This window comes from Paenibacillus hemerocallicola (assembly GCF_006265175.1).
Lineage (GTDB): Bacteria > Bacillota > Bacilli > Paenibacillales > NBRC-103111 > Paenibacillus_AB > Paenibacillus_AB hemerocallicola.
The window spans coordinates 21,343-43,424 of record NZ_VDCQ01000040.1; the positions used below are offsets into that span (position 1 = coordinate 21,343).

Here is a 22,082-nt window from a genome sequence, read left to right on the forward strand (position 1 = left end):
CATGCAGCAAAAACGGCCGGTGACGGTGGAGGATTTATATGAATATTGTTGGCTCAGTGATCCTTCCCTGTGTCCCGTAACGGGAACGATTACTTATGTTCAAAAGACGATAGATAAAAAGAAGAATGACTACCACTCTCACATCAGGGTCATAACCCATAATCAACAGGAAAGCAAGCCGCTGACTCAAGGAAAGAAGGATTTTTCGCCTGCATGGTCGCCTGACGGTTCGATGTTGGCTTTTCTACGGATGACCGATCAAGGCAGACAAGTTTGGGTTTTGCCCGCACATGGAGGGGAAGCGACACAGCTAACCTATGCGAAGCGCGGCGTCGGCATGTTTGTATGGTCTCCTGACGGAAGATGCATAGCTTATACAACCCGTACCAGCGTGGATAAAGGAAGGGAAGCCCGATCCGTAGAGGAAGACAAGAAGAGTCAGAATGATAGGGCCCGCATCATCACGCGTACCGCTTTCAAAAGCGAAGGTTCGGGATTATGGGATGGATTGCACTCCCATGTATTCGTGATCGATGTCCAAGGCGGAAATCTTACACAAATTACGGAGGGCGAATTTGACGCCAGCCAGCCGTGTTGGTCCCCTGATGGCGGAAAACTCGCCTTTCTTGCGAAAATGAACCAAGGCGAGAAGCAAGATCCGGATTTGATGACTTACAACGATATATACCTTGCGGGTAGGGAAGGTGGAGAATGGACCAAACTCACGAATTCCACGTTGATGATCCATCAAGTCGTTTTTTCGCCGAATGGCAGGACAATCGCTTTTACAGGGAACAACCGTTTGTACGGAAGTGCCACCCAAAACGAAATATTCACCCTTACCATGGAAGACGGAAAGGTAGATTGCTTGAGCGGTACATGGGATGCCCAATTCGGCAATTTTTCACTTAGCGATATGAAGCCGGCGGTCGTATCGCCGTCTCCCGTTTTTAGTCCCGATGGAGCAGAGCTGTACACTTTAGTTTCGCAGTATGGGAATGTGCATGTATACAAATTTTCAATGGATGGTTCGCGGCAGGCCGTTACTTCGGGAGACAGGGATATCTACCAATTTGTCCTTTCGTCCGATGGACGTTATCTGGTTATGGCATCCACGAATGCCGCAAATCCGGGCGATTTGTATCGTGTGGACTTACGAACCTTGGAAGAAGTTCGTTTGACTCATAGCAATGATGGTTTTATGGAACAAGTGACGATCAGCTCACCGGAACCGTTTTGGTTCGAAGCCGCGGACGGTCGGGAAGTCCAAGGCTGGGTAATAAAACCGACCGGCTCCGTGGAAGGCAAGAAATATCCGGCCATTCTGCATATCCATGGCGGACCTCATGCCATGTATGCGAACGCCTACAGCCACGAGTTTCAAATGCTTGCATCACATGGCTATGCGGTGATCTATACGAACCCGCGCGGAAGCTTTGGATATGGGCAAACGTTTGTGAAAGCGTGTCGAGGCGATTTTGGCGGCGCCGATTACGGGGATTTGATGAGCGCAATCGATTTTGTCATCGATGCGTACGATTTTGTCGATGGATCGCGTTTGGGCGTCACCGGCGGTAGTTACGGCGGATTTATGACCAATTGGATGGTAGGTCATACGAATCGTTTTCAGGCGGCGGTCACGCATCGATCGATATCCAATTGGTTGTCCTTTTACGGCACATGCGATATTGGCATTTCCTACACCGAAGGCGAGATCGAAGGGACTCCCTGGGACGATCCCGATAAGCTGTGGAAACGCTCGCCGCTTGCCTATGTAAAGGAGATTGAAACGCCTTTGCTCATTTTGCATAGCGAGCAGGATCTTCGGTGTCCCATCGAGCAAGCGGAACAATTGTTCGTCGCCCTGAGACGTCTAGGGAAAACGACGAAATTCGTCCGATTCCCGAATTCCAATCATGCGCTGTTGAAGAGCGGCAAGCCGTCGCTTCGCGTCGAGTCGTTGCAGCACTTGGTTAATTGGTTTGACGATCATATCGCTGGAGGGAATGAAAAATGAGTAAGGTCAGATTATCGTCGCCGATTGCACTTATGATCGAGAATTGCAGAGCGGGCGGGGTATCGGATCAGGTTTTGCTCGAATGCTTGAGATCCGAAGACTTCCGGTCTCTTCCGCCTATCGGGGATGGGAAGATGAATTTTGACAAGCTGCTGGAAACGGCAAATGAGATCGGAAACGACTGGGAAAGCGCCATTCTGAACGGGTATGAGTTCAGTTTCATTACGATTACCGGAATTCGGAAATTACTGGCGGCCAAGTACCGGAAGCAGCTTAACCAGGATTACGATCAGGACGATTTGGTCATTAAAGGCTTGATCTTGCAAGTGGACGAGATCGCAAGTCTGAGGGAACTTATATCGAGACAATGGAATGTCATCGAAGAAACGGAGCATGACGAGCAGCTAAAACGTGTCAGGATTGAGCTGAAATATCAAAATTCTTGAACGGGAGCGGAGGGATACGATGAAATCAGACTGGAGTATCGATACGAAACTCATCCATACCGCACATGTCCCGGATGAACGAACGGGTGCTATTTCACAACCAGTCGTGCCAGCCGTGGCATACGCGTTCCCCGATGCGGAAACGGCCGCCGCCGTAGTTTCGGGGTGTAAGCCAGGGGATTATTACGGTCGGTATGGCAATCCAACCACACGGATACTGGAACAAAAGGTAGCCGAGCTGGAGGGGGGAGAAGACAGCATCGGATTAGCTAGCGGGATGGCTGCCATCTCTTCCGCATTGCTTGCGTTTCTGCAGCACGGGGACCACGTGCTTGTAACGAAAGATGTGTACGGCGGAACCTACAGTTTCTTAACTTCTCTTGCGCCACGTTTTGGCATATCGTTTGATTTTGTCGATTGTACGGATTTGACGGTGTTGGCCAAATCGATAAAGGCCGAAACGAAAGCGATCTATATCGAAACGCCGTCGAATCCATGTTTAACCGTGTTGGATATTCAAGCGATCGCCCATATTGCGAAGGCTAATTCGATCCCGTTAATTGTTGACAATACGTTCATGACCCCTTACTTGCAGAAGCCGATTGACTTGGGAGCGGATGTAGTCGTACACAGCGCTACCAAATATTTGAATGGACACGGTGATGTATTGGCTGGGTTTGTGGTCGGCAAAAAAAAGCATATCGAATTCATTCGAAAAAAAATTGCCGGCGACTTGGGACAAAATTTGAATGCTTGGGAATCGTTTCTGATTCTTCGGGGGTTAAAAACATTAGGAGTCAGAGTGCAGAAGCATTGCTCAAGCGCACAACTAATTGCTGCCTTCCTGCAGCAGCATCCGTTCATTGAACACGTCTACTACCCGGGTCTTGAATCCCATCCTCAACATCACCTCGCCAGAACGCAGATGAAGGGGATGGGGGGCATCATCTCGTTTGAAGTTAAAGGCGGACTTCAAGCCGGCGCAGCATTTATTAATCGATTGAAGCTGGCCATGATTTCCTTTAGTCTAGGGGATCCGGAAACATTGGTTCAGCATCCGGCATCTATGACACATTTCTCTATCCCACAAGAAGATCGCTTAAAATACGGAATTACGGACGGACTAATCCGGCTTTCTGTCGGTCTTGAAGATCCGGGTGACATCATCTCGGACTTGAACCAAGCATTGGGGACGACCCGGGATGCGAAATTTCTAAGGCGAATTAAAGCAAAATTATAAGGTATAAGGTTCGAACCATTTATTGTATTGTTATGAGCATGCATCGTCTATAGGAGGTACTATTTTGGAGCTACGGGAACTACTCGGTTTAGCAGAAGCACTTAAGGATCAGGTCGTCGCATGGCGTAGAGATTTCCACCAACATCCCGAGACCGGTTATGAGGAGATCCGTACGTCGAGCATTGTCGCGGAGCATTTGAAGAGCTTAGGATTGGATGTACAGACCGGCATCGGCAAAACGGGCGTTGTTGGAATTCTTAGAGGCGAGGAACCAGGCCCGACCATCGGGCTTCGGGCAGATATGGATGCGCTACCGATCCAAGACCAGAAGGAAGTTGCATATCGCTCTCAACACCCGGGCATAGGACATTTATGCGGGCATGATGCCCATACCGGCATGTTGATGGGAGCAGCTCAACTATTAACGAGTTTGGGGAAGCCAAAGAAGGGGAACATCAAGTTCATCTTTCAGCCAGCCGAAGAGGGCCTTGCCGGAGCTAAAGCGATGATGGTAGATGGCGTTCTGGAAGAGCCGCATGTTGATGCCATGGCCGGTATTCATGTGTTTCCTTCTTTGCCTACGGGAAGGATTACGGTAACGAAAGGGATTTCCTTCGCGGCTGCCGATCGACTCGTGATCAAGATTATTGGAAAAGGTGGACATGCGGCACGTCCGCATGAAACAGTTGACGCAATCGCAATCTCTGCGCAGGTCATTTCCGGATTGCAGCATATTTCAAGCAGATTGGTGGACCCTCTGGAACCAGTAGTCGTCACCATTGGCAAGATCCAAGGCGGATCGATTGGCACGGCGATTGCTTCTGAGGTTGAGCTCATCGGAACGGTTCGAACGCTTTCTCCGTCCCTGCGAGCCAAGATGCCTGAGTTGATTGAGAATATCGTAAGCGGTGTGACTCGATCGTTGGGGGCCGAATATGAATTGGAGTATTCCATGGGTTACCCTGCCGTGCTAAACGACGAAGATATGGTCGATTTTGTCATCCGGACCAGCGAGAAGCTTTTTGGGGAGAAGAGATGGAATTATGCCAAGCCATCTATGGGCGGTGAAGACTTTGCTTTTTATTCCCATTCCGTTCCGAGTGTGTTTTTTCGTTTGGGGGTTAGCAATGGCCAAGAAGAAACGCTATACCCTCTGCACCATTCCATGTTCGATCTGGATGAAGAGGCGCTTTCTTACGGTGTCGCGATGCACGCGGCGATTGCACTGTCTTACTTGGGGAATTCGACCGGAGAAAAGGATAGGTAAGCTGGGAGTGCTGTGTCCGGCAACGATAGACGAATAGGCACGGGCCGTCGAATAATTCGTCGGCCTTTTTTTCATAAGATATTGACATCATGTACCAAAGTAGTATCATGTAAACAATTTAATAACGAGAGGACGAAGGCTATGAGTTATACAAGTCCCAATTGGAATACCTCCATATTAATAACTATAGATACACAAAATGATTTTACTTTGCCGGACGCTCCCGCGGAAATCAAAGGTACGTCGGATGTTCTGCCCGAGATGAGACAGCTGTTGGAAGCCTATCGTGAAAAAGGGTGGCCGATACTTCACGTTGTTCGACTATATAAAGAAGATGGTTCTAACGTCGATATATGTCGTAAAGAGATCATTGAAAAAGGTGCACGAATAGCCGTACCAGAAACAAACGGAGCTGAATTGGTCGAAGAGCTTCGCCCATCCGGTTACAATGCTCTTCAAGCGGAGAAGTTATTGAACGGGGAGTTTCAATCCATTGGAGAGAAAGAATGGGTCATGTATAAGTCGCGTTGGGGTGCTTTCTATAAAACAGATTTAGAGCCATTTCTCCACGAGCAAGGAGTAGATACTCTCGTATTTACGGGATGCAACTTTCCCAATTGCCCCAGAACTTCCATGTATGAAGCAAGTGAAAGGGACTTTCGTGTTGTAATGGTATCGGACTCCATGTCCCAAGTGTATGAGAAGGGTATACAAGAGATGAAAAATATAGGTGTATATGTATGTGAGCTTGATCAGGTTATTGAATCGATATCAGATGACGACGTACAGACAGTGACATAGCGCAAAGCAGTAACTATAATGGTTACAACGATGGTGGTGAATATGAGGCAAATAAGCACGCGCTTTTCTATGGCTGTTCATATCCTGTCCCTGATTGCCGTTAGTTCGAACGAATTGACCGGGGACTTTATTGCGGGTAGCGTAAATACAAATCCTGTGGTAATCTGGTTCAAATCGTTAATGGCGTCGCTCAAACAAAATAATTGAACTCAAATAGAAAACCGACCTCTCGTAATGCGAGGTCGGTTGTTTAGACAGAAGCATACAAGTTCACTGGCTAAGGAGCTTATCGATCGTCTCGTCAGAGAAATATCGTGACGGATGGGCGGTTATGCTGTCATATTCGATCTCCGAAGCATCCTCTGACTGATCGAGCAGCTCACGTACAACATTGTAGTAGGACCTCGCATCGGATTCCCGGTTCATAAGGATTAGCAGCGCGATCATTTTGGCATGAAGCCGTACACTCAATGGGAGCAGTTCCGCCCATTTCCGCATCGGATTCAACGCGATATCGTAGCGCTGCTGACGCACATAGATGTTCACCACTGCTTCCAGCAGCTCCGCGTAGCCCAGTTCCAGCTCGGCCTGCCGCGGCGCCGCCCACACATAGCCGCTTCCCGACAAATAGCCCCCGCCGTATAGCTGCAGCGCTTTTAGCGCATGCGTCAAAGACGATGTACGCTTAAACCGGCGAACCTCTTCCTCATAAGCAACGACATCGTCGAATGAAACAGACCAATGCAGACTGTAACTGCCGCCTGCAAGCTTCGATTGAATGATAGGATCGGACAATCCGCAAGGCTCCAAATCCTTACGCAGCTGATAGATTGTCGTATGCAGATTGACTTGGGTCCGCTGCGTATCGCGACCGTACCAAATATCCTCCATAATCTGCACTTTGTTGACCGGCTTGCCCTGATGATGGTGCAGATACGCCAGAAGCTCCTTCGCTTTCGAATTGCGAAACCGGATCGGATTCCCGCTATGCGCCAGCACCGTGAAAGGGCCGAGGCTGTGAACTGCGATTCCCGTGTCAGGCTGTGGGACCGGTTCGGCATCGCGCCCGCTCCGTTTCAAGAATCGTCCGATCGCGCGGGCCATATCCTCTTTCATAATCGGCTTCAATAAGTAATCAAGCGCCTCTACTTCAAATGCATCCTTGGCGAACTCCTCATAAGCGGTCAGAAACGCTATATGAATCTCCGGCCGACATTCACGAAGCCGTCTCGCCAACTCCAGTCCATGCATCGTAGGCATGTCCATATCGAGCAGAACCAGATCGATCGGCTCCTGCACGGTCAGAACGTACTCCAGGCAAGCCACCGGCTTGTCGAACAAACCGGCTACATGGACTTGCTCGAATTGTTCCAGCACCTTCCCGATTCCACGAAGAGCGGGCAACTCGTCGTCTACCGCGATGATTCGGATCATCCATTCACCTCTATGCTTTCCCTTGAGACTTGAGGGATGCGAAGGGTGACCCTGGTGCCGCCGTCGCTACCCGACTCGATTTCAATTCCCATGCCGTACAGCTTTAACATTCGCTGATGAATGTTGCGCAGTCCCACGCCTGCTTTGCCATCCGCCTCCGTTGATAATATCGTTCGGGCCCATTCCGGCATACCTGGACCATCGTCTTCGACGGATAGCGTCGTAAAGTCGAGATCGGTGCTTACCGTTATCGTCACGGTTCCGCCGTCTTCCTGTCTCGTGATGCCATGCCGAACCGCATTCTCGACGAGCGGCTGCAGCGTCAGCGGCGGCAGCATGCAATCGGCGGCTTCGTCCACCTCGAAGCGGATGCGCAGCCGCTCGCCGAACCGAGCGCGCTCGATCTGGAGGTAAGCCTCGGTAAGTTCCAGCTCCTTACGCAAGGACACTACCTTTTCCTTATTCTTAAAATCGAAGCTGCCGCGCAAATATCGGCTGAGGTTCAGCAGCAGATCATGCGTCGTCTGCGGATCTTCGAGCGAGAAGGTGATGATGGTATTCAGGGCGTTATAAAGAAAGTGAGGCTTGATCTGCGCTTGCAAAAAAGCCAGCTCCGAACGGACCGCATTTTCCGCGGAGCGCCTCATCTCCAACAGGGTACGCGTTCTCGCCCGCAATTCATAGGCTTGGAACGGCTTGGTCAAATAATCATTTGCGCCCGCTTCGAAGCCGACTATCACGTCCGACGGTTCGCTGCGTACGGTCGTCAGCAGAATGGGCAGCTCGCTCAGCGGATAGGTGTGCCGAATCTGCCTGCAAACTTCATAGCCGGACTGTCCGGGCATCATGACATCGAGAATGACCAGACCGATCTTGCCGCCCAACCTGTCCAAGGTCTCGATCGCTTCCTGACCGCTATTCACCGCGACGATCTCGTATGGCTCGTCCGCCAGCACCGCCTGCAGCACCCGCAGGTTGACCGGATCGTCATCGACCGCCAAGATGATGTGCTCCCGCCGCGTTCCGCTATCGAGCCTAACGGAGGCCGCGGTCGCCTTTTCTTGGCGCACTGCCGGTACAGCTGTAGCTGCAAGAGCTTGCTTGCTGGACCGTGGGGAAGCTGCGCCGATCTCGCTGATCGGAAGCGTGACGGTGAAGATGGAGCCTTTTGCTACCTGCGATTTCACCGATATTTGTCCGCCATGCAGTTCCACCAGCCGTTTCGCGATTCCGAGTCCAAGTCCGGCTCCGCCATATTCTCTAGCCACGGAGGTGCCCACTTGCTCGAACGATTGGAAGATCGTCTCCAGCATGTCCTCCTCGATCCCGATCCCCGTATCCGAGACGGCCATGTGCAGCATCCCGCCTTCCGACCATGCCGATACCCTGACTTCGCCTTCCGGTGTAAATTTAATCGCATTTCCGATCAGGTTGTACACAATCTGCAGCAGACGACTCTCGTCGGCATGCACATAAGGCAGCGTATCCGGCCAATCGAAGCGCAGCACGACCGGCTTATCCCCGATATAATGGCGGAACACCTCCCGCTGCGCCGATATGACGGCCCGAATATCGACGGGCCCGAGGTTCAGCTCGATGCCGCTGTTCTTCAGCCGGGACCAATCGAGAATATCGTTAATGAGATTCGACATGCGTCGAGCTACCGCGATGACCGTCTCCAGCTGCTCCCGCTGATGCTCGTTAAGCGGCCCCGACTTTTCCTCGGTCAGTGCCGTGGAGAGATTCATAATCCCATGCAGCGGGGTCTTCAGCTCGTGGGAGGTGTTGGCCAGAAATTCGTCCTTCATCCGATTTGATGCGATCAATTGTTCGGACATTCGGCCGATAATCCGATACGCCTGCGTGAACCGGCGGGCGAGCTCCATCGCTTCGATGAACACCAGCAGGATAAAGCCGTAGGAGACAAGCTGAACATTCGTCCAGATGATATAACCGTTGCTGTATAAAATATCATGGAGCGCTCCGACAGCGAAGACCAGCCATCCGGCCAGCTGAAGCAGCGCCCCTTCCCGGTTTCGCCAGCAAGCCCGTGCAAAAACGATTAAAATATACGCCAGGCTCACCAGCGATACATATTTGTATAAATCCATGAAGCGGGTAAACCATTCCGCAGGAAGCAGAAGGACTGTTCCGACGAAAGCACAACCTAAGCCGACAAGCAGCTTGGTCGCGATCGGATGAAACTCCTTCGGGTACAACTCTTTCACAAACAGTAATGCCGCAGTAACGCCGCCATAGTAAGTCAAATACTCCAAATAAATGAGCAGTCGAATATCGGTATGCGGGAACAACCGAACGATATACATCTCGCCCACCGCCCCGATTCGGACGGCGCCCAACAGACAGCACAGACCGAAGTACAAGGTCGAGCGTTCCGACCGGCGCATTATGAACAGTGCGAGCTGGTACAAGCCCAGCAGAGCGCAGCCCCCGAACACCGCCATCTCCAAATAGCCCGTATGTTCTTTCAGGGCCTGCATCGACGACTCGGTGCCCAGCGTCAGGCTGTACCAGATTCCGCCCTGCGGGTACAGCTGATTGGCTACCTGGATCATAAGGTCGAAGGATTGACCGAGAGGGTCGAACGAGACGGTCTGTGGCCTATAGGCGGCCTCTACCGCTGCCGGTTCCGACGAGACGACGCCGGTCTCTGCGATGACGCGGCCATCGACCAGAAGGCGGTAGGCCGGAGCGATCGCAGGGATATGAAGGGAGAGCGGGCCTGCGTGTCCTTGCGTGAATAGGGTGAGTTTATAGGTGGCATAGCCGCGCCCCGACTGATCGCGACTGTTCCATTCGCCGGGAACCTTTACGGGAACCGGCTGCACCCTCTCCGCCGCAGCGCCTTCGGCGGGGGGGAGCAGCTGGTTCCAGTACAGGAGCCAGTTGCCGTTCAGTCGAACCGGTCCGTCTTCATGCAAGTTCCAATATTGCAGATCCATAACGCCTTCCACGGCCTGAGGGCTTCGCTTGGCAGGTATCGTGCCGACGAGGGACCCGTACAATGCGGCTGCGACGATCACCAAGACTATCGACACGGCCAATCTCTTGCGCCATCTAGGGGACATCGATCATTCCGCACCGCTTTCGAAGAGTGTAAGTACCACTGTCATCTTAGCATACTTCCTGCCGGGTCCGGCCTCAAGAAGTTTTCGATCATGCCGCGAGCGGTCGGAGCAATAGAAGGGGAGACTCAGCGAAATCGAGAGCAGAAGTCTTTATATTCGCGGAAGGGCATCGAGTAGACATTCACCTTTCCATAATTGGAATCATACGAATGCAGCTTATTCGTAAGCTTTCGATAAAGGCGATTCGTATAGTCGTTATCCGCGGATGTAGGAATTCTGACTTCCCTCACCTGGGGATTGGCATCTTCGATTTCTTCGGCCAGCTTCTGCAAGCCGCGAACGAACGTCCTGTTATTCTGATATTCCGCCGTAAAGCAGCTATTGCCCAGTACCGCAATGTCTTTGTCCTTGAACTCATCCTCCTGCAGACCAAGAACGAAGCAACCGATCCCGACGACCAAATCGGATTCATTCAGAATAAGGGCGGCCCGGCCTTGCTGCATGTAGTCCCTAACGTCTTTTACCGTCAGGCTCACCCGGTAGTAGGGAATAATTCGTGTTCGATGCCGGATATAGAATTCCGTAAACCGGCTCCATTGACGGGTAGTCGAGCAAACTTCGAATCGAATCACGGGATACCACCTCAATATTCCTATAATAGAAAATTTTTCATTTAGTTCTTGTTATTTCTAAATTTATCTCTTATATTAAATATTAATTCAATCGAGGAGGTGAGCAGACATGGGACAATCCGGATGCAACATGCCAGATGTACCGGACCTTCTTCCTAGACGCGACGACGGATCATACGATCGGTCGTAAAGCTCGTCGCAGGAAGCGGACGGACGGGAGGCCAGCAGCAATGCTGGTCTTTCTTCGCATGCTGCGAAGGCGCACTCCACTTTGTGTTTTTTTACGTAATGGACGGTTTCGGTTTAGCGACCCGAGCGATATATAGCCGTATTTGCTCGAGGGTGGTGATGTAGGAGTCGAGCAATCCACAGGAATGCATCTTCGTATTGCGGAGGGTGGCGATTTTGCCGAATAGCCTTCTACGGACATCCGTCGGCGTGCAGAAGAACTCCACCTCGCGAATGGGCTGAGTCAATTCGAGCTCTCGTTCAACCAGGGCTTTCATAGCTTCCACGAGCCTTGTTCCCGTGCGGTATTCAGCCTCAAGGTAGAGAAGGATGACTTCAATCCGGGTCTGATCCGCACTCTTGTCTTTCGCGGTCCCGAACGTATACGCCATTATGCCCCTGACCTGTCCTTGCTCATCGAGAGCAATCATGAGGCCGGAGTCATAGAGGGCGGTATACAGCAAATTCATAGTCGTGCTCCACTTGTAGGGGAGGCCCAGGTCTTCTACGTGCCGGCAAATAAACAGGACGCCATCCTCCTTCATTTGCTCCGTGCCGGCGGTCATCCATTGCAGCATCAGTCATCTCTCCTTTGCATTCGCGATCTTAACGTGACTTCGAGCCCTTCCCGGATGGCGGGATAGCGCATCACGAGCGGATGGAAGTGGTCGTAGGACAAAGACAGGAGCCAGCAGGGCGTGGCCGTGACGATGGTGGCCGTCCTCGGAATATGCTGCATGAGCGCAATTTCACCGAAATGATCCCCGTCTTCCAGCGATGCCACTTTGCGGCGTTCGCCCGTTCCCGCAGCGATGACGACTTCGACTTTGCCTCTCGCAATCAAGTAAAATTTATCCCCCTGGTCGCCTTGCTCGACCACGGTCGTACCTGCTTCGAACTTCTCCGTGACAAAAAGACGGGAAATCTCCTCCAGCGCTGCGGTGTCGATGCCGCGGAAGAAGGGCAGCTTGCGGAGGCGATCCGACTGAACTTTGGCGCTGCCGCCACCATGGGCCAGCATGAACCCTTGCTGCTTCTCCCACATTTGACGGTATAGGCCATCCTGCTGCAGCAGCTGCTCATGGGTTCCGGTTTCGGCTACGGTCCCTTGGCGGAGGACGATGATCCGGTCGGACATGGCGGCATTAGCCAGCCGGTGAGTAACCGAGACGATAGACATGCGGCGCCCCAGCGCACGGATCGTCTCGTTCACGGCTCGTTCGGTATCGGGATCGAGGGCTGAAGTGGCTTCGTCCAGAAACAGGATGCGCGGATTACGCAGCAAAGCCCGAGCCAGCGCGATCCGCTGCCGTTGTCCTCCGGATAGACTATCCCCGTAATTGCTGACAAGAGTGTCGTAGCCCTCTCTGAATCCAACGATGGTCTCATGAATGCCGGCCGCTCGCGCCGCTTCCAAGATCTCTGACTGAGTCGCATCGGGGTTGCCGACGCGAATGTTATCCCGGATAGAAGAATGGAACAAGATGGAATCCTGGAAGACGACCCCTACCTGCCTAAGCAGGGAAGCATACTGAGCCTCCTTAATATCATGACCGTCGTACATCACGGCTCCGCTCTGAGGGTCGGAGAACCTCATCAGCAGCTGCAATACCGTGCTTTTGCCGGCCCCGCTGGGGCCGACGATTGAAGTATAGCCGCTAACCGGAATCGTCAGATTCAGGTGCCGCAGCACCGGTTCATCGGGTACATAGGCGAAGTTGACGTCACGAAGCGCAATGTCCGAACGGACGGGAGAGAGCTCCCTGCCGTCCCGCTCGATCACGTCTGGCTTCCAGTCCATCGCTTGCTGCAGGCGTTCCAAACTCGTACGAGCGGATAGAAAAAAGGGCAGAACGGATGTTACGCCGAACATGGACGTGCCGACTGTGAAAAAAATAGAGTTATAGGCGATAAATTCGCCGATGGTGAGACTCCCGTCAAAGGTCAAGTAACCGCCATATGCGAGTATGACCGCCGTCAGAAGCGAGATGGCGAGCATGGGCAGCCGGTTCAGATTCGAGCTGACGAAGTTCCGCTGCACGCCGATCGAGAGCATCGTCCGGAGATTTCCTTCGACTTTGTCCAGCATGCTGCGGCGTAGATCGAACGCACGAATGACGCGGTACGCCTTAATATTCTCATCGATCGAACCATTGAACTGGTCCAGTTGCTTGTAATAAGCCTCTCCCAGTGCCAGTGAACGTGACTTGAGCATGCGAAACGGTACGAATAAGAGAGCGGAGCCGGCTAAGGTTACCAGGGTCAGCTTCCATTCCATCGAGAAGAGGATGGCGAGCCCGACGATGACGCTGGCGATGGAGAGGAACCCTCCGGTCAATATATAGAGCACGGCTGTTTGTATGGAGGGAATGTCGTCGGTATATCGGGCGAGCAGATCGCCTACCCCGAATCGCTCGTAGAAACGCTGTGACTGCAGCTGCATATGCCGGAACAGCCGAATCCGATATTCGAACAGGAAGTTCGAGCCCAATCGGGCTTTGGCGTAGTCGCTGGATATGCCGGCCAGCACGTTAGTCAATCCCAGGACCAGCAAGGCGCTGATAATGACTGCCAGAGCCTTGCCGTCGCGAGGCAGCAGGGCGAGGTCAATCAAGTATTTATAGCTGAGGGAGGAGAGGTAACGGAACAATAGGTCGATAACGGCACCCGACACGATAAGAAAAAGGAATAACGGAGACGACCGCACCATAGTGACTATACTTTTCCACAACATCCTAATCCGTCTCCTTTGCCAGCTTAGCGATGCCTGCTAGAAAGTCTACATGACCGCGAGAACATTGTAGCGCAGTGAACTACTGCAGAAACTGAAAAGAAAGCGCTTCATGTCAGGTTTGAGCGGGTTTTCCCATTAAAACATAACAATTTCACCATTTATTCGCCGACAGCGATGCAACATCCGGGAGAAGGTAAGGGCAAGCTCAAGAGAACGGGAGAATAGTGTGGAATGGACAAAACGGTGGTTATGCCGTCGTAGTTTTTTTTGAAAAAGCTGCCGCTAAGGCTGGGGCAGGCATCGTGGAAAAGAAAAGGCCTCGGTTAGAAGCTCTTCTTATCACGGATGGAGCGTCTTGGCCGAAAACGACATGGATTTGTCTGAAATGCCGATCGTAGGCAAAAATGCGCTTGTGCTACGATGGAGTGGCCCGGGAAGTTTTGGCCATGAGGAGGGAGGGAAACAGGAAGCCGCTTCGCAAAAATGAATGCGTTTTCTAAAAGTTGGGAGGGACAGGGAATGAAGGAGGACATGCGGGTTATGGGAATCTGGAGGGAAAGACCGGTATTCGTATTGTGGTTTGTATGTTTCCTTGCATTATGGATAGCCATACCGGCGCCGGCGGCAGCTGAGGGAGGGGATGACTTGCTCATTAACGGCGATTTTGAGCAGCAGGGAACGATCCCGGCCGGATGGAGCGCGTTCGAGGGCTGGACCAATCCGGAACTGTCGGTTTCCGCAGCCGGAGCATACTCCGGCACGGCCGGGCTTCGGATCTCTACAGCGCTTGCAAACCGCAATCCTTGGGTGAGACAAACCGTCCAGATTGAAGAACAAACGGAGTACAAGCTGGCTGCATGGATAAGAGGCACCGGCGTTCAAGGAAGCGGAGCAGGATTCAAGCTGGAATTTTACAAGGGCACAGCCGCCACATCTGCCAACAATTTGAATTTCGATCAAACCTTTATTACCGCTCCAACCGAGCTGACGGGCGATTGGGAATATCATGAATATGTGTTTGCCGCGCCGGAAGAGGCGACATTGGTGGTCGTGTATGCCCGTTTGTACGGTACGGGGACACTGGATATGGATGAAATCTCGTTCACATTAGAGCGGGAACGTAGTAGAATTGAATTGGATACGGATAGTATTTTTTACTATACCGGGATGACCGTCGGCACGGTGAACGCCGACTTCTACCCGCATCAGGGAGACCCGGCCAGATTTCGGGTAGAAGCGACAATTGCGCCGGAAGCCGGGGGAACGCCTATTGCGGTGTCGGACGCGACCTATACCGATCAACCGCTGACGATGACCTTCAATCCCGATCTTCTCGTCAAGCAACAACCGTATCGCGTTGTCGTTCGGCTGCTGGATGACAGTCAGCAGGAAATAGCGCGGGAGACAGAGCGCATTTTTCGCTTTGACAGACCGTCTATGCTGAAGGAAGACGGTACGCTGCTGGTGGACAACGAGCCGTTTTTTCCCGTAATGGCCTACCATGTCGCGCTGCGAGACTATCCGTATGCAGGTGAGGCGGGAGTCAATGTCGTGCAGGCCAATGGAACCAATAGCAGCGAGCAATTGCAAGCGATGCTGGATGCTGCCCTTCAAAACGGAATCAAACTGGCGGTTCCGCTCTATTACCAGATGAAGGTGCAGGAAAATATGGAGCTGATCGAGACGCTCGTCACGGAGTTCCGGAATCATCCCGCGCTGTTCGCCTGGATGGTGATGGATGAGCCTGCGTTGAACCATAAGACGAAAGAAGAACTGGTGGAAGCCTACCGGCTTGTGCGAACGCTCGACCCGGTTCACCCCGTCTACATGGTTGAAGCGCTCCCCCGTTCGTACGCGTTTACGGAGAAATTGACCGATATATTTGCGACAGACGTGTACCCGATTCCCCGAAACCCGATTTCCATCGTAGGGGAACGCGTAGCGTTGGCCAAACAATTGGCAGGAGAGCACCAACCGGTGATGAACATTATACAGGCGATGTACAATCCGCCGAATTGGCCGGTTTTGACCACGATCGAGCAGGTTCGGAATATGATTTATCAGAGCCTGGCGAGCGGCGCGCAAGGAATGGGGTACTACTCCTTCAACGAAAACGGATTTGTGCTCCGGGATTCGACGTTATGGCCGGGGCTTGTCGGCATACGGCAAGAGATTGAACAGATCGGCGAGATCGTAACGTCCCTGGAAGTCGCAGACTCCGGCCAGGCTGCGGATGTGCAATGGCGTCTCTGGCAAGGCGGCGGGGAATGGTATGCGGCTGTCGTCTACACGGGCAACGGCAGCGGTGAAGTGACGATTCCGCTTGCGGAGAGCGGTTATGAAGCGGTCTTGCTGTATGGGGACATCTACAAGGAAACGGTGAAGACCGGAAATTCCTTAACCGTCACCCTTGAACCGCTGCAGGCGCTGCTTTACCGGCTAACGCCTTTCTCGACTATTGCCGGCCAGGCGCGCAGCGAGCTGGCGAGCCTGTCGTCATGGTCGAATAATTTGGACTGGCAGGATGCAGTTGACAGTCTGGATGAAACGCTTCAAGAACTGCTGGACGAGCTTGCGGCTTCGCCGACAACGTTTGATGCGGTTGTGTCCGCGGCATTGGACGGGCTGGACGGAGTGGACGTGCTGCTCGATTGGCTTGACATACACGCTTCCGGAGCAGCGGAGTCTGTCAAGGAAAGGCTCGAACAATTGCGTCTGGAGCTGGGAACGATTGCCGGTGCTTCTGCTGCATTCAAAATGGAGTTGAACGATGAGCGCATCATCGGCCCGTCAGTGGTGAACGAGGTATATGCGTCCGTTGCCAACACCGGAACGCAAGCGCTTCAGCAAGTGGAGGTGTCTGTTGCGTTCCCGGAATCGTTCGGCTTGATGCCGCTGGAGCAGGCCATGTCTTCTATCGGAGCAAGTCAGGAAGCTTCCGCAGTTTTGCCGTTCACGCTATCTCATACGCCGTTTGCGGCGGACTACCGATTGAACGCCACTGTTTCGTTTGTATACGCCGATCGCCAGGGAACGCGGGTTGTCATGCAGCGAAGCGCTGTTTATCCGTTGGTTGACATTGTGGACGGCCAATTGTCGTTATCCGCTCTGACCATGCAGGCGGGCAAGAGCTATTCGAGTGCCTTGCGCCTGGAGAATCGGGTGGCGGATTCCTTGCCCATCTCCCTGAAGGCTCTGCTTCCGTCCGAATGGACGATTACCTTGCCGCCACAGGTCGAGATTGCCGGACATGAGGTGCTGAATCTCCCCTTTGAAGTGCACGTCCCCTCCGGTGTGACCGACCAGGTATACACGGCGCAAATTCGCTTAAGCAGCGGCGAGACGCTCATTCGGTCGCTGCCGTTGACCCTGGAGGTCAATCACAATTTGCTGCCGAATCCCGGATTCGAGGCGGCGAACTTGCAGGGCAATGGACCGGCGGACTGGACGCTTCGGCAAGGGATATGGTCGGAGGATTCGCGCTCCGGTCAATACGCCGTCGCTCTGCAACCAGATCCGGGAAACAACTGGAATGTGATCACCTCGGCGCTCATTCCGGTCGAAGACGGATTCCGCTATGAATGGAGCGGCTGGGTAAAAAACGAATCCGACCAGGGGGGTGTGGCAGTAGGGATACGTGAAAGCTACGCCAACGGGGCGACATCGATCCGTTATGCGTGGTCGTCTGTACCTTACTCGGAGGATTGGGCATTTTACAGCGGTGTAATGGAACCGAGTCCGACAGCCCGGCATATTCAATTGTATTTGATGAGCGACACGGGTACGAACGGAACGGCTTGGTTTGACGACTGGTATATTCGAGCCATTCCGGCAAACTGATTGCTTGCGGGTTGGAGACAACGGCAGGACGGTACGGCAAGGCGACGGAGAACCTGAACCGGCGGGCCCGGGGCAGGTTCTTCGTACTGCAAACCGGGATTCAAAAGGCGCTCGTCCCGTGGTGATCAGGAGGAAAAGACCGAAACAAGGGAGTGGATCATGCTGCGCAGGAAATCGCTGAAACTTTATGACCACCCGGATGACTTTCCTTTTTGGATCCAGATCAATCGGCACAACACGGCAGATCTTCCGGACCTTCACGTGCACGAGTTTGTCGAAATGGTTTTTGTCGTGGAAGGAAGCGGCGAGCATTTGTTCCAGGACATTCGCTACGGAATCCACGAGGGAGACATTTTTATTATTAATCCTGGCGAGGCGCACGGCTATTCGTTAAAAGCAGACGAGGAGCTTGTCGTCATTAATTGCTTGTTCGAGATGAGCCTGATTCCGATGACGCTGCTGATGGAACTGCGGGCGATGTGGTCGATGGATTTTTATTATGTCCAGCCGTTTCTGGATGAGAAGGCCCGGTTCCATCACAAGCTGAATCTTCGCGGGTCGGACGCCGCCGCCGTGACGGCGGTGCTTAAGGATCTGATGCAGGAATTGCACCAGCAGCGGGAAGGGTATCGCCTCCTGATTCAGATCAAGATGGTTCAATTGTTTGTGCTGCTGTCCCGGTTTTATCAAGAGAGGCACATCTTCGGAGACAACCTGTCAACCGGAGAAGTCTTGGTGCAGCGGGTGTGCGGCTATATTGAGCGCCATGCTAACGTGAAGCTCAGCTTGACGTTTCTGGGCAGCTTGTTTCATATTAGCCAACGCCAGTTGAACCGTTATTTCAACCGTTATGTCGGTTGCAGTCCGATTGAATATATTCATAAAACGCGAATCGAGAAAGCCAAGCGTTTGCTGGCCGATACCGATGTGACCATTGCAGCCATATCGGAAGCGGTCGGCTATGAAGACGCTTCCTTTTTCAGCAAGCTGTTTACGCGGAAAACCGGTTTTTCCCCCGGAAATTACCGAATCAAATTCCGAAATTGACTGAAATGAACAGCGCGATGGCCGTTTCGCCGATGGTGGTCGGGAAGCCGGACGCCTATACTTAGGACATACCCGCAGATCATATTGAAATGTTGAAGGGGGCAGTCCTTATGAGAATCGGCTGGAAAGCGACGGGGATTTTGCTGAGTGTGTCCGTGTTGGCGAGTGCTTGCGGAAAAACCGCAGGGGAGACGGAAAAGACGGTTATGCCGCCGGAGGAACGGAAACCGGCCGTGATCCGCTTGCTCCAGGACGGAGCTACGATGACCGAAGAGGAATTTCAGACCTTGGTGCAGGCTCCGGTCAAAGCCAAGTATCCTCATCTGACAGTGGAGTTGCAGGTCAATACGAAAAGCGACGAAGGCTTGCAGCAGCTGATTGCGGGAGGGGATTTCCCCGAACTGATCCTGACTTCGTTTTCCCGGATCGCCATTCACCGTGAAATGGCCACATCATCCGACTTGACCCCGTTGGTCAAAGAAAACGGCATGGATTTGAATCTGTTTGATTCGGTCCCGCTGGAAACGGTGCGCAAATACAGCAAGCCGGGAGAGCTGTCCGCCATCCCGTTCTCGCTGAATTTCCTGGCTACTTTTTACAACAAGGATCTGTTCGACAATTTTGGCGTGCCCTATCCGCCGGACGGCATGACCTGGGATGCTGCGCTGGAGACAGCCAAGCGGTTTTCTAGAACCACGGGAGGCGTTCAATACCGCGGGGCGATGATGACCGGCTTGTTCGATCTAAACAGCCAGCTCAGCTTGCCCTACTTCTCTCCCGAAACAAAGAAGGTCAGCATCCATACCGACGGATGGAAGCGGATGGTGAACCTGATCGCGCAGTTCCAACTGATCCCCGGCAATCGCGGAACGAATCTGGATCACTTTATGAAGGAGCAGAGCGTCGCCATGATGTTCAGCTATGATGCCAGATTTCATAATCTGGAGGCTGTGTACGGAACGCCGGCTGATTTCAAATGGGATGTGGCGCAATTGCCGTCTTTTCCCGAGCGTCCGAACGTAAGCGCAGGATCGACCGGCCATTATTTGATGGTTTCGTCGCTGGGGGCGAACAAGCAGGACGCATTCCGGGTCATCGAAGTGCTGGTCGGCGCGGAAAACCAAAAGACGATGACCCAGCGGGGACGATTCACATCGTTAAAAGATCCGGCCATCAAAGCGCTGTACGGGCAAAATCTCAAGAGCGCTCAAGGCAAAAATATTCAAGGCATTTTCAAAAGCAGCTTCGCTCCTCCGTTCGCCGGAACGATGCACGATACGAAAGTCAGACCGTATTTGCAAACGGCGCTTAACAAGGTGATCGAGGGACAGGCTGATGTGAACAGTGCGCTGCGCGAAGCCGAGGAAGCCGCAAACCGCGAATTGGTTTTGACCCCTTGATGCGATTCTGGAGCGTTTCATCTCTTCTGCCATTCCGGAGTTTTTCGGAATGGTTTTTCTTTTTTTCTACGACTGAATGGCCAACATACAATGACAAAACTAAGGGGCCGTCCCGATAGCCATAGAAATGGCTAAGTACAGCCCCATTTAGTGCCGCCAATCCTTTAGTTCAAGACAATCCGGTCATCCGACAGCTTGTGCCCGCTGATCTGCTCGAACTCGCCGAGCAACTGCTCCACGGTCAAATCCTGTTTCCGTTCCTCGGGGATATCCAGGATGATCCGCCCCTTGTCCATCATAATCAAACGGTTCCCGAGGCGGATCGCCTGTTCCATGTTGTGGGTCACCATTAACGTCGTTAATCGCTGCTTGCGCACGATTTCCTCGGTCAGCCGCGTAATCAATTCGGCGCGGGACGGGTCAAGCGCGGCGGTATGCTCGTCGAGCAGCAAAATTTCCGGCTGCGTGAAGGTCGCCATCAGTGACAAGCCTCTTCCGTCAACCATAAAATTACACTAAAAAATGGGAATAAATGCCTGCATCAGCTATCAACCGCTTCTTCAACATAGCCCCGAAAAGGCATTAAGGGCTCTGACCCGAAACAAACTGGTGTGAAATGGATACCGATTTCTGAGCTGCATTCCATTCGACTGTACTCTGAAATTGACCAAGAAATAAGATACAGGATGGCATCATTGATGACGAATAGTCATGAATCGCGAGCTTCCGCTCAAGACGGACTGCCGCCGACCGACCGGACAATGGAACATTGCCGGCGCTTCGCTGCACAATTTGAAAAAGGTCACCGTCAACATTCCAACCGGCGTGCTGACGGCGGTTACGATTATTTATTTGATAAGTCCACTATGGAGCAAATAAACAAACGGTTTATGACTCTACCGCGGGGACTGTTATAAGAAACAAAAAAGGTTAGGTATCTAGAAGGTACCCAACCTCTTGGTTGATCGTGTTTCCTATAATAACAGCAATTTATTTTCTTTCCATTACAGCAAAGTAATTTTCTTCATTGTCTGCAAAGTTAAATACTCGGCCGGAAGGAATATTTACAATTTCTCCGACTTTGATATTTTTATTGGATAGATCGCCATGCAATTGATCGAAATTTTCCGAAAAAAACATTAAAGAAGGTGTACCGAGATTTAATCCGGGTGACATTTTAGCAACGAATTCCTTGTTGTGGAGAATGATGCTTGTATCTGCGCCTTTTGTTGGAGCAATTTCAATCCATCTCAATCCTTGAACGTTATTTTCTTCAGAAATTACACTAAATCCTAATTTTTCTGTCCAAAAATTCACTGCCTCATCTTGGTTATTTACATACAACATAATTTGACCGACTTTACTAATCATTTACTTTTCCACTCCCTTATATGTTAAGTAAATACCAAACCCGATGCTCCTAATCCTTTCCATCGCCACCGGACCTTCTGCCTTAAACGTCATTTTGTTCGCCATCCGACATTCCTCCTGAATTTTTGATTGGTGCAGGTGCTTCATTCCCTTGCATTGAATATACTATTATAGGAATATTCCTGTCAAGGAATGTTTTATTTGTCTCCGGGAGAAGGACGGTTGGAATGGATAACGCTACTGCTTGGTAACTGTACGCACCCGGCGCCCTGAAATGGATATGTAAAGAGGAACGGAGAGTGCGGCAGGAATTAGCCCACGGCGTATCGAAAATTTCCATACTAAGAAATCGATCTATAAGGCCGGTGATGAACTGAGCGGAAGGTTTGGAAGGAGACTGGAGAAGCGAAAGCGTTCGCATTTGTTTCCGGATTTTCACCGATTACGGTGTTATTTGATCAAAAAATCTGGAAACAACGGCGATCGGAAGCTCCTTCCAAACCCGCAGCTTAAGTTTTCACCGGACTTCTAAAGGA

The 22,082-nt window shown here is 52.1% G+C and carries 15 protein-coding genes and 2 pseudogenes; 10 read left to right on the plus strand and 7 right to left on the minus strand.

What is annotated here, in order from left to right:
- Position 1: 1 nt before the first annotated feature.
- The 6 genes and pseudogenes from FE784_RS24465 to FE784_RS42935 form a co-directional block, all read left to right on the plus strand.
- Entirely contained in the window at positions 2–2,017 is a 2,016-nt protein-coding gene (locus FE784_RS24465) for a S9 family peptidase (protein ID WP_139604886.1), read from the plus strand.
- Complete coding sequence (locus tag FE784_RS24470) at positions 2,014–2,463, plus strand: hypothetical protein (protein WP_139604887.1); 450 nt, start codon at positions 2,014–2,016, stop codon at positions 2,461–2,463. Before FE784_RS24465 ends, FE784_RS24470 begins: the two co-directional genes overlap by 4 nt.
- A gap of 19 nt (positions 2,464–2,482) precedes the next feature.
- On the plus strand, positions 2,483–3,703 hold the full coding sequence (locus FE784_RS24475; RefSeq protein ID WP_139604888.1) for a trans-sulfuration enzyme family protein: 1,221 nt from the start codon (positions 2,483–2,485) through the stop codon (positions 3,701–3,703).
- A gap of 64 nt (positions 3,704–3,767) precedes the next feature.
- On the plus strand, positions 3,768–4,970 hold the full coding sequence (locus FE784_RS24480) for a M20 metallopeptidase family protein (protein ID WP_139604889.1): 1,203 nt from the start codon (positions 3,768–3,770) through the stop codon (positions 4,968–4,970).
- Between the two features lie 141 nt (positions 4,971–5,111).
- Positions 5,112–5,771 carry a cysteine hydrolase family protein gene (locus FE784_RS24485; protein WP_139604890.1) on the plus strand — a complete coding sequence of 220 codons (660 nt, stop codon included), beginning with the start codon at positions 5,112–5,114 and terminating at the stop codon, positions 5,769–5,771.
- Positions 5,772–5,813: 42 nt separating this feature from the next.
- A pseudogene (locus FE784_RS42935) lies at positions 5,814–5,969 on the plus strand (Rrf2 family transcriptional regulator); the annotation flags it as partial.
- Positions 5,970–6,041: 72 nt separating this feature from the next.
- On the opposite strand, the gene FE784_RS24495 reads toward FE784_RS42935, so the two are convergent.
- The 5 genes from FE784_RS24495 to FE784_RS24515 all read right to left on the minus strand — a co-directional run bounded on the left by FE784_RS24495 (position 6,042) and on the right by FE784_RS24515 (position 13,888).
- Positions 6,042–7,205: a response regulator gene (locus tag FE784_RS24495; RefSeq protein WP_139604891.1), complete on the minus strand. Its 1,164-nt coding sequence runs from the start codon at positions 7,203–7,205 to the stop codon at positions 6,042–6,044.
- Complete coding sequence (locus FE784_RS24500) at positions 7,202–10,264, minus strand: hybrid sensor histidine kinase/response regulator (protein WP_176706488.1); 3,063 nt, start codon at positions 10,262–10,264, stop codon at positions 7,202–7,204. Before FE784_RS24500 ends, FE784_RS24495 begins: the two co-directional genes overlap by 4 nt.
- Positions 10,265–10,419: 155 nt before the next feature.
- A complete protein-coding gene (locus FE784_RS24505) occupies positions 10,420–10,926 on the minus strand; it encodes a hypothetical protein (protein WP_139604893.1) in 507 nt (168 codons plus the stop codon).
- Positions 10,927–11,207: 281 nt separating this feature from the next.
- Positions 11,208–11,732 carry a hypothetical protein gene (locus FE784_RS24510; protein WP_139604894.1) on the minus strand — a complete coding sequence of 175 codons (525 nt, stop codon included), beginning with the start codon at positions 11,730–11,732 and terminating at the stop codon, positions 11,208–11,210.
- Positions 11,732–13,888, minus strand: a complete 2,157-nt coding sequence (locus FE784_RS24515; protein WP_139604895.1) for an ABC transporter transmembrane domain-containing protein — start codon at positions 13,886–13,888, stop codon at positions 11,732–11,734. Before FE784_RS24515 ends, FE784_RS24510 begins: the two co-directional genes overlap by 1 nt.
- Positions 13,889–14,407: 519 nt before the next feature.
- Between FE784_RS24515 and FE784_RS24520 the strand changes: the two genes are divergently transcribed.
- The 3 genes from FE784_RS24520 (at position 14,408) to FE784_RS24530 (ending at position 20,175) form a co-directional block, all read left to right on the plus strand.
- Complete coding sequence (locus FE784_RS24520) at positions 14,408–17,728, plus strand: carbohydrate binding domain-containing protein (protein ID WP_176706489.1); 3,321 nt, start codon at positions 14,408–14,410, stop codon at positions 17,726–17,728.
- Positions 17,729–17,887: 159 nt separating this feature from the next.
- Positions 17,888–18,775, plus strand: a complete 888-nt coding sequence (locus FE784_RS24525; RefSeq protein WP_139604897.1) for a helix-turn-helix domain-containing protein — start codon at positions 17,888–17,890, stop codon at positions 18,773–18,775.
- 110 nt (positions 18,776–18,885) lie between these two features.
- On the plus strand, positions 18,886–20,175 hold the full coding sequence (locus FE784_RS24530) for an extracellular solute-binding protein (RefSeq protein ID WP_176706490.1): 1,290 nt from the start codon (positions 18,886–18,888) through the stop codon (positions 20,173–20,175).
- Between the two features lie 164 nt (positions 20,176–20,339).
- On the opposite strand, the pseudogene FE784_RS24535 reads toward FE784_RS24530, so the two are convergent.
- Positions 20,340–20,657: pseudogene (locus FE784_RS24535) on the minus strand (ATP-binding cassette domain-containing protein); the annotation flags it as partial.
- 229 nt (positions 20,658–20,886) lie between these two features.
- Between FE784_RS24535 and FE784_RS41100 the strand changes: the two are divergent.
- Positions 20,887–21,054 (plus strand): hypothetical protein, encoded by a 168-nt coding sequence (locus tag FE784_RS41100; protein ID WP_176706491.1) that lies wholly within the window; start codon positions 20,887–20,889, stop codon positions 21,052–21,054.
- 111 nt (positions 21,055–21,165) lie between these two features.
- Here the strand turns inward: FE784_RS41100 and FE784_RS24540 are convergent, their stop codons facing one another.
- Complete coding sequence (locus FE784_RS24540) at positions 21,166–21,546, minus strand: VOC family protein (RefSeq protein ID WP_139604899.1); 381 nt, start codon at positions 21,544–21,546, stop codon at positions 21,166–21,168.
- Between the last annotated feature and the right edge of the window lie 536 nt (positions 21,547–22,082).